Source organism: Psychrobacter sp. JB385 (assembly GCF_900163785.1).
Lineage (GTDB): Bacteria > Pseudomonadota > Gammaproteobacteria > Pseudomonadales > Moraxellaceae > Psychrobacter.
Window position 1 is genome coordinate 450,678 of the sequence record NZ_FUKN01000001.1, and the last position, 10,249, is coordinate 460,926.

Below are 10,249 nucleotides of genomic sequence, written 5' to 3' on the forward strand. Positions count from 1 at the left end.
AACAAAGGCGAACTATTTGGTTTGAGTGATTAGTTAATTAATAACGCTCACCAGTCGTCGTAAGGAGAACGTACTCATGACAGATTCAATCAACGTAACAGACATCATTGATTTACAGCAAACACAAACTGCCTATATTAACGGTCAATATCTGCCTGTTGATACAGCGCTCACCACGTTTGAAGACATCAATCCAGCGACTGGTGAAGTATTAGCAACCATTCAGCAAACCACCAACGAGCAGATTGATGACGCAGTAAAAGCGGCACATAAAGGCCAAAAAATCTGGGCGGCAATGACGACTGTTGAACGTGGTCGTATTCTCGCAAAAGCCGTTGAGATATTGCGTGCGCGCAATGATGTGCTGGCATTGCTCGAAACAAAAGACACTGGCAAAGCGTACTCTGAGACAAAGTATGTCGATATCATGACTGGTGCCGATGTTGTTGAATATTATGCTGGCCTTGCGCCGATGATAGAGGGTCGTCAGATTCCATTACGTGATAGCAGTTTTGTTTACACGCGCCGTGAGCCACTGGGTGTGGTCGCGGGTATTGGTGCATGGAACTATCCGATTCAGATCGCGATGTGGAAGGCCGCTCCAGCATTAGCCGCTGGTAACGCCATGATTTTTAAGCCATCAGAAGTCACGCCGTTGACTGCCTTAAAACTGGCAGAGATTTTGACAGAAGCGGGACTGCCAGATGGTGTGTTCAATGTCGTGCAAGGCAACTATGAAGTTGGCGAAGCACTCACTCAGCACCCTGATATTGCCAAAGTATCATTCACAGGCGGCGTACCGACGGGCAAAAAGGTCATGTCAAGCGCGGCCTCATCGTCTCTAAAAGATGTAACGTTAGAGCTTGGTGGTAAATCGCCATTGATTATATTTGATGATGCCGATATCGATATGGCGGCTGACATTGCGATGATGGCGAACTTTTATAGCAGTGGTCAAGTATGTACCAATGGCACCCGCGTATTTGTACCAAAAGCGCTACAAACCAAGTTTGAGCAAGCCATCTTAACGCGTGTTAACCGTATTAAGTTAGGCAATCCGCTGGATGAGAACATCAACATGGGACCCTTGGTCAGCTTCCCGCATATGGAGCGCGTACTTGGCTATATCGAGCAAGGCAAAGCGGGTGGTGCTCGTCTATTAGTGGGCGGTGAGAAAGTCACGACTGGCTCGCTAGCTGATGGCGCATTTGTCGAACCGACTGTATTTACAGATTGCAGCGATGATATGACCATCGTCCGTGAGGAAATCTTTGGTCCAGTCATGTCAATATTGACCTACGAGACCGAAGAAGAGGTCATTCGCCGCGCTAATGACACCGAGTACGGTCTGGCAGCAGGTGTGGTGACCACTGATCTAAACCGCGCGCATCGTGTTATCGCTCAAATCGAAGCAGGTATTTGCTGGTTGAACACGTGGGGCGAGTCAGCGGCACAGATGCCAGTCGGTGGCTATAAGCACTCAGGTATTGGCCGCGAAAATGGCGTTGAGGCGCTTGAGCATTATACTCAGACCAAATCTATCCAAGTAGAATTGGGCGCTTTTGAGTCCGTATTTTAAGCGTTTTATTGAAAAGAATACTTAGACGTAGGGTTTTTTATTGAGGCACGTGTGCCTTTTTATTCAATCCTACTGATAGTAAATGACGTATTTTTCAATACTGACCTTTTTTAAGATTATGGAGTATTTTATGACAGCAACCACACCTGAGTATGATTATATTATCGTCGGTGCCGGTTCCGCAGGCAATGTACTGGCCACACGTTTGACCGAAGATGCCAACATTAAAGTATTGCTACTAGAGGCGGGTCGTCCAGATTATCGATTGGATTTTCGTACCCAAATGCCAGCGGCGCTTGCCATGCCTTTGCAAGGCACGACCTATAACTGGGGTTATAAAACCGATCCTGAGCCTTATATGAACAACCGTGTCATGGACTGTGGTCGCGGTAAAGGGCTTGGTGGCTCATCACTCATCAACGGTATGTGCTATATCCGCGGCAATGCGCTGGATTATGATGATTGGGCAAAAATCAAAGGTCTAGAAGATTGGACGTATTTAGATTGCCTACCGTATTTTAAAAAGTCAGAAAACCGCGACGTTGGCGAAAATGATTACCACGGTGCGGGCGGCCCTGTCGAGATGACCACATCAAAACCTGGGGTCAATCCGCTGTTCCAAGCCATGATTGAAGCAGGTGTACAAGCAGGCTATCCGCGTACTGAAGATTTGAACGGCTATCAGCAAGAAGGTTTTGGTCCGATGGATCGCTTCGTGACGCCTAATGGTCGCCGTGCATCGACTGCTCGCGGTTATCTGGATACTGCCAAACCGCGTAGCAATATCACGATTTTGACGGGTGCATTGACGGATGTCATCTTATTCGATGGTAAGCGTGCTGTCGGTGTCAAAGTTGAGCATCAAGGTCAGACCAAAAGCTTTTATGCCGCTCGCGAAGTTATTGTCTCATCTGGTGCCATTGCTTCGCCGCAATTGTTGCAGCGTTCAGGCATTGGCCCTGGTCAATGGTTAAAAGACTTGGGCGTGTCAGAAATCCTAGACTTGCCAGGAGTGGGTAATAATCTTCAAGACCATCTTGAGCTATATATGCAGTACGAATGTAAGCTGCCAGTCTCAATTGCGCCTGCCAATAAATGGTGGAACAAACCTGCCATCGGTGCGGAGTGGTTATTCAATGGTACAGGCCTTGGGGCTTCCAACCAGTTCGAAGGTGGCGGCTTTATCCGTACGGATGAGAAATTTACGCACCCAAATATTCAGTATCATTTCTTGCCACTTGCCGTGCGTTACGATGGTCGTAGTGCCAGTGATTCGCACAGTTTTCAAGCCCATGTCGGTTCATTGCGCTCGCCAAGTCGTGGTCGCGTCAAGCTGACCTCAAAAGATCCAAGTGCGCATCCAAGTATTTTGTTTAACTATATGTCTCATGATCAAGATTGGCAGGAGTTCCGTGCGGCCATGCGTATTACCCGCGAGATTATGCATCAGCCTGCGCTTGACCCTTACCGTGGTCGCGCGATCTCACCAACCGAAGACTTGGTGACCGATCAGCAGCTAGATGACTATGTGCGCGAACATGGTGAGACGGCATACCATCCGTCGTGTACGTGTGCGATGGGTGAAGATAACGATTCGGTTGTCAATGGTGAAGGTTTGGTACACGGTGTTGATGGCTTACGTGTCGTTGATGCTTCCATTATGCCCAATATCATCAGCGGTAATCTGAATGCCACCACCATCATGTTGGCAGAAAAAATCGCTGATAAGATGAAAGGCGTGCAATTGCCGCGTTCGACAGCAGATTATTATGTTGCCAATGGCGCACCATTACGAGCTGAGCCGATGCGCGAATACAGCTCTATCGTGTAAAAAACCATGATGTAAAAATCTATTTTTAAAGGGCTGTAAAGATTGTCAGCCAAATAGTGAGATAAGACAAATGTAATAAGAAGACCTTTTCGAACAAAGGTCTTTTTTATCAGCGCTGACCTAGCTCATGTATTAAATGAATTGGAATTAATATGGTTGGCGTTGTCTCGGTTATTTGTATAACCGTTTCCTATTTATTGGTACTGCTTTGTGCGTCATGCAGCCAGAAGGTTATGACGGACAAAGCACTATCACACAGTGTCTAATTTACTTATTGAGGTCGTTTATGTACAGCTCGCCATCAGAAGATGCGACAAAACCGTTAACCCTAAATAAAGTCGTGTTTTTAGGCTCCGCTATTATTTCTATTTTATTAATAGTTTGGACGATTGCTTTTCCAGACTATAGTGAGACCTTGCTCAGCTCAGGTATGACATTAGTATCAGCGAATTTTGGTTGGTACTACATGCTGGTTGTGGCTGCTTACAGCATATTTGCATTGTTCGTTGGTTTTTCTAAATATGGTGATATCAAGCTTGGTCAAGACCATGAAAAGGCTCAGTTTCCCTTTTTAGCGTGGGCTGCCATGCTGTTTTCAGCAGGTATCGGCATTGATTTACTGTTTTTTGGTGCATCTGAACCCTTGATGCATTATTTGACACCGCATGCCGGACTTGAGCCAGCTAGTTCAGAGTCCATGCGTCAAGCGCTTGCACAAACCTTTTTACATTGGGGTTTACATGGCTGGGGTATTTATGCCCTCATCGGTATGGCGTTAGCATATTTTGCTTATCGTAAAAACATGCCGCTTGCGCTGCGTTCACCTTTGACACCCATATTTGGCGAGCGCTTGATTAAAGGCTGGCTTGGTGATGGTATCGATACCTTTGGTGTGGTGTGTACATTGATGGGTATTGCGACCAGTCTGGGTATTGGTGTTTTGCAAGCCAATGCTGGATTGACCCATGTGTTCGGTATCGAATCTAGCAAAACTGTTCAAGCCTTGATCATTGTAGGCGTCGTGGTTGCTGCTGCGATTTCTGCAATGACAGGGGTCGAAAAGGGCGTACGCCGCTTATCTGAATTCAACATGCTGTCTTCGATATTGTTACTGCTTGCCATATTATTTATGGGCAATACCGTCTACTTACTCAATGCATTCACCCAAAATATCGGTCAGTATTTTCAAACAATCGTTGCAAAAACGTTTGACGTTTATGCTTATGATGGTGCTGCTGGTGCCGAATGGAAATCAGCATGGACCATATTTTTCTGGGCATGGTGGGTAGCTTGGGCACCGTTTGTAGGCTTATTTATTGCCCGTATCAGCCGTGGTCGCACCTTACGTGAATTCGTGTTTGGCGTAATGTTTATACCACTTGGCTTTATTTTTGCGTGGTTCTCTATCTTTGGAAACTCAGCGATAGATTTGGTTGCCAATGGCGCCACTGAGCTTGGTGAAACCGCGGTCAATGATGCCGCGATGGGTATGTTTGCACTGTTTGAATATTTTCCGTACAGCACTGCTTTATCATTTGCTGGGGTTATTATCGGCTTGGTGTTCTTTGTGACGTCAGCTGACTCAGGCGCTTTAGTCTTGGCAAATCTAAGCTCAAAAGGCATGACCAATGATACGGATGCGCCTGTTTGGTTGCGCTTGTTCTGGGCGGCAGCAACAGGTCTTATCACCTTAGGCTTATTGTTCGCTGGTGGCTTTGCGTCATTGCAGTCAGTCTCTGTGATTGCTGGTCTACCATTCTCATTGATCCTTGTGCTTTATATGATGTCGATGTGGAAGTCATTGAAAGAAGAGGGTAATAAACGCAAAGCCAGTACGATTGGCACTGCCAATGTCCTCGACAGTGGTAAAGGTTGGAAGGCTCGCTTGCAGCGTATTGTGAGCTTCCCTAACCACAAACAGGTCGAAAAATTCTTGAAAACGGTGGTAATGCCAGCGATGACAGAGGTGGAAAAAGAATTCGCAGCAGGTGGACTTAAGACAGCTTTAGATATTCGTAATCTTGACAGTATCGGTCAAGATATAGATGCAGGCATAGGTCAGGACAGTGGCCAAATAGACGGTCTAAAATTGCGAGTCGGTCATGGTGACGAAGATGACTTTATTTATGAGGTCAATTTGATCAAAGCTGAACGCCCGAACTTTACCTTAAATACGTCAAACAAGCAGGCAGAATTTTATTACCGTGCTGAGGTATTCTTAAGTGAAGGTTCGCAAGAGTATGATTTGGTTGGCTATACAAAGGAGCAAGTATTGGTTGATATCCTAAACCAGTATGAGCGTCATTTGCAGTACTTACATCTTGAGCGTTAATGCTCTGCTCAGTTGAGCTATCGATGTATGTACAGTAGGTTTAAGCTGTATTATGTACAAACAACAACCCCATAAGCTGCTTTGGCTTATGGGGTTTGTTTTTGATAACAGATAAAGAGGATATGACGTAAAATAAAGAGAGGCCGTCAATACACGTCAAGGACGTAAGCCAATTAAAGCCAAAAGATAAGGACAAAATTGTGACAACATTAAAATATATTGCTCATTATTCTGAGCAAATACAGACGCAAGCGGCGCTGCTCATCAGCGATGGTAGACTGGGTGAGTATCTAGAAAAAAAGTACCCCAATCAGCACGAAGTAAAAAGTGATAAAGCGCTATATCAGCATATCAATGAGATAAAAAATCAGTATATGCGTAACGTTGGTCCTTTGTCCAATGTCAGTTATAGCAGTAAATTAGCCGTGCTGAAACATGCGCTAGGGATTCATGCCACTCAGTCTCGAGTACAAGGCAGTAAGCTCAAATCACACAATAGCATCACGGTGGCGAGCCTATTTAAGGAAGCGCCGCCTGAGTTTTTACGGATGATTATTGTCCATGAATTGGCGCATTTTAAAGAGCATGATCATAACAAAGCCTTTTATCAATTATGTTGCCACATGGAACCTGACTATCATCAGTTTGAGTTAGACACGCGCTTATGGTTGCATTGGCGAGAGCAATAAATCCTATTAGGATAAGTGTAGTTGTTCATCCTAAAACCCTTGCCTCGATAGCTCGATATCACGCGACTTTTCTTTACGTAGGATCTGTCTGCTTATAATGTTAATAGCTCATGCTATGAATAACCTATCATTAATAAACAGTATCTCTGAGCTTCTCTCTTTTATCAAATATGTCGACATACCACCTATTAATAAATATTAATGGGTTTTTGTCGTTGCACCTATTCCTAATATCTTCTTTTTAAGTATAAATTCATAACAGAGTGTGTTAAACCACGCGTATAAATCTTTAAATACGTGTAGCAAGCAACATCATCGTTGATTCTACATTATTAGCATATGAACTGGTGGTTGTCTGATAAGCCTGAGAAGAAAGACAGGAATACTCATCATTTAGATTTCATAGTATCAATAAATGAATAACATTTTGCTTGTATTGGCAAAATGCTCCCTGTCGGGTGCCATAGATGAAGTATAGAAAATACGTATTTAATAGAGGAAGGAGACAGCAGTTATCGATAAATCCATAAGAAATATTATGTTTATCAAAAGGTTAATTGTTATTCAAGTTTGATATTCAATCAATATTTTCTCAACTAAAATAGATATGAAATTTTCTTCTAAAAATGATATTGCGAATGAATATTGTTCATCTAAAATTCGAAAAAATGAACCAATTTAATTTAAGAAATTTATTTAAAGTGATGTTATGGAACTATCTATTTTATTAATTAAAAAAATTTTTCTATTGAAAAAATATTTGTTTTCTATTTTATAGGATTTACGACGAAAGGCGTAAATGGTGGTATGAGCGGTATTGAGTGTTTCTGTGAGGATATATTATAGTCGGGCTGGTATAACTATCGTTATTTAATATTTTTAGATTGTTTCAGAGTTTATTTCTTATATAAATTGTGAAACTTCTAATTTTTTTATTTGAGTTAATTTTTTATATAAAACCTAAAGTTTCTTTTCCTGCTTTATTAGCTATAGGTTTTTTTACCACAATCCAGCGCCCTTAATTTTCATAGGATGAGAAAGTATGAATCGTAGCTATAAAGTTATTTGGAATCAATCACTAAACTGTTTTATGGCCGTTGCAGAATATGCAAAAAGCCGTGGTAAATCATCTAGTCATGTTGTTAGTTCTACCTCTACTGCATCGGCTGCCATATCATCAGGGGCACGATTATTGCGCTTGAGTAGCCTGACGGTGGCATTGGCCGCGACAGGTATGACGCTATCATCGCAAGTGTTTGCTGAGACAGGTACTTTGGGTGGGTCAAGCAGTCAAGCTTCTAGTACTGCCATTTCACCGACAACCGCACAATGTGGCCCGCTGACTGAGGCTACCATTGCTGGCACCGCAACAAATAGTACGGCCATTGGTTGTGGTACTACAATTACAAGTGCTCCTGACTCAGTCGCTATAGGTAGACAAAATACGGTAACTGCCACTAATAATAGTGGTCAACAAATCAATGAAAGAAGAGGTGGGACGGACCCTCGCCTGTATCCTACTGGTGCAACTAGCTACCTAGGTACAGCCGTTGCTATTGGCAACACCAATTCAGTAGGTGCTGCAGGTGGGGTAGCACTTGGTAATAATAACCAAGTAACGGGTGGTTTTCATGGCATTGCACTTGGTCAGGGCAACCTTACTAGTGGAGGTTATGCAGTAGGATTAGGTGTTGGAAACCTATCAAGTGGGGTTTCTTCAGTAGCTGTGGGTACTGCGAATGAAGCAACTGGCAATACAGCAATAGCACTAGGACGTCAGACATATTCTAGAGCAGATTCTGGTATTGCAGCAGGTAACATCGCGACAGTCGAAGCTGGTGCAACCAATGGTATTGCACTCGGTACTAGTGCCAATGTGGCAGCAGCTGGTGTAAATAGTGTCGCAGTAGGTGCAAACGCCAATGCCACTATTACTAACTCTGTCGCATTAGGTTCAGGCTCGACGACAACCGCACCATCAGGTAATTCATTTTTGACCAATGTAGCAGCCGTACCTGCAAACGGTGTCGTTTCAGTTGGTAGTGCTACGGCTAATAGACGCATTCAAAACGTCGCAGGTGGTTCTGCTGCGACCGATGCGGTAAACGTAGCTCAGTTAACCCAGCAAAACACGTTGACCAACAAGCAGGGCACGGATACAGCCGCCGCTCTTGGCGGTAACTCTACTTATACCGCAGCGACAGGTGCAGTCAGTGCACCATCATATAGCTTAAACAATGGTACTGTGACGGCTACCAACGTGGGCGCTGCACTAAGCAGTATTGATGGTCGTACAATAAATAATACGGCAAATATTGCAACCAACGCGACCAATATCACAGGCTTACAGAGTCAAACCTTTAGACTGCGTGCAAATACAGATCCAGCAACGGCAGTCGGTTCAAATGATACCGTTACTTTCCTTGATGGCAGCAACGTTAACATCACTCGTACTGGCAACAACGTCACTATCGGTACCTCATTGACTCCAACATTTACAACCGTCACCTCTACTGGTGCAATGAATGCAGGTGGCGCTTTAACAGTCACTGGTGCTTCTAACTTAAATGGCGGTGCTAATTTAAACAATAATAAGATTACTGGTCTTGCTAAAGGCACGAATGCTACTGACGCTGTGAACTTCTCGCAATTGGCTGAGAGCGAACTGACCAGCTCAGTAGTAGCTGGTAATAACACTAGTGTGAGCAGTGCTACCACAGGCAATAACACAGCGTACACCGTTAATGCTAAAAAGAGCACCGTATCAGCAGGATCTACAGCAGTAGCCGTCACCCCAGGTACTGAAGCTAATGATACTACTAACTATGCAGTAGATCTAAGCACCGCGACCAAAGCTAGTCTTGTCAGAGCAGATACAGCGGTACAGACTGTTAGCTCTAATGATTCTAATTTAACAGCAGTCAAGACAGGCAATAATGTCGCGTTTGACTTTGCTGATGCGCCAGTCTTCACAGGTCAAGTTAAAGCCAATGGTTTTGATGCCAGTGGTGCTAAGATTGTCAACGTAGCTGATGGTACTGCTGCAACTGATGCGGCAACCTTCGGTCAGCTAACGACAGCCAATACTAAGACAGATGCGTTAGGTACTAGCACAGCAGCTAATTTAGGTGGCGACGCGGCTTATAATGCAACTACAGGTGCAGTCAGTGCGCCAGCTTATAGTTTAAATAATGGTACTGTCACCGCTAACACGGTGGGCGGTGCTTTGACCAATCTTGATGGTCGTACGACGACCAATACGACCAATATTGCAACCAACACAGCTGATATTGCTAAAGGCTTTAACATCAAGGCTGGCAGCAGCGCTGTAGATAATGTCAAACTTGGTGAAACGGTTGGCTTCACCAATACAGACAATAACTTGGTAATCACCAATAACGGTACTGACAATACAGTTAACTATAATTTGGCTCAGAACCTTAATCTAGGTGCAACTGGTAGCCTGCTTACAGGCAACACTAGAGTAAACAATGCAGGTATCACAGTAACAGGCGGCACTAACGATACGGTACTTCTTAGTAGAAACGGTCTTAATAACGGTAACAATGTCATCACTAATGTGGCCAATGGTGTAGCAGCAACTGATGCAGCAACTTTTGGACAATTAAGCACGACCAATATCAACGTTGCAACAAATACTAGTAACATTGCAAATGTTCGAGCACAAGCAAACCGAGGCTTTAACATTAGTGCTGACAACAGTGATTTGGTCAATAATGAAACGGTAGATAACGTTCAATTGGGTGAAACCGTTAACTTTACCAATACCGATGGCAACTTAGTTGCAACCGTATCAA

Annotated in this window: 5 protein-coding genes; all 5 read left to right on the forward strand. The window is 44.0% G+C overall.

Annotated elements, in window-relative coordinates; all coding sequences use genetic code 11:
- Window positions 1–76 precede the first annotated feature (76 nt).
- Complete coding sequence (gene betB, locus CZ794_RS01970) at window positions 77–1,579, forward strand: betaine-aldehyde dehydrogenase (protein WP_087039942.1); 1,503 nt, start codon at window positions 77–79, stop codon at window positions 1,577–1,579.
- Window positions 1,580–1,709: 130 nt separating this feature from the next.
- A complete protein-coding gene (gene betA, locus CZ794_RS01975) occupies window positions 1,710–3,410 on the forward strand; it encodes a choline dehydrogenase (RefSeq protein ID WP_087039943.1) in 1,701 nt (566 codons plus the stop codon).
- Between the two features lie 286 nt (window positions 3,411–3,696).
- Complete coding sequence (gene betT, locus CZ794_RS01980; protein ID WP_087039944.1) at window positions 3,697–5,742, forward strand: choline BCCT transporter BetT; 2,046 nt, start codon at window positions 3,697–3,699, stop codon at window positions 5,740–5,742.
- Window positions 5,743–5,942: 200 nt separating this feature from the next.
- Window positions 5,943–6,431, forward strand: a complete 489-nt coding sequence (locus CZ794_RS01985) for a M48 family metallopeptidase (protein ID WP_087039945.1) — start codon at window positions 5,943–5,945, stop codon at window positions 6,429–6,431.
- 1,042 nt (window positions 6,432–7,473) lie between these two features.
- Window positions 7,474–10,249: ESPR-type extended signal peptide-containing protein (locus CZ794_RS01990; protein WP_256958833.1), on the forward strand; the 2,776-nt coding region annotated here is incomplete at its 3' end.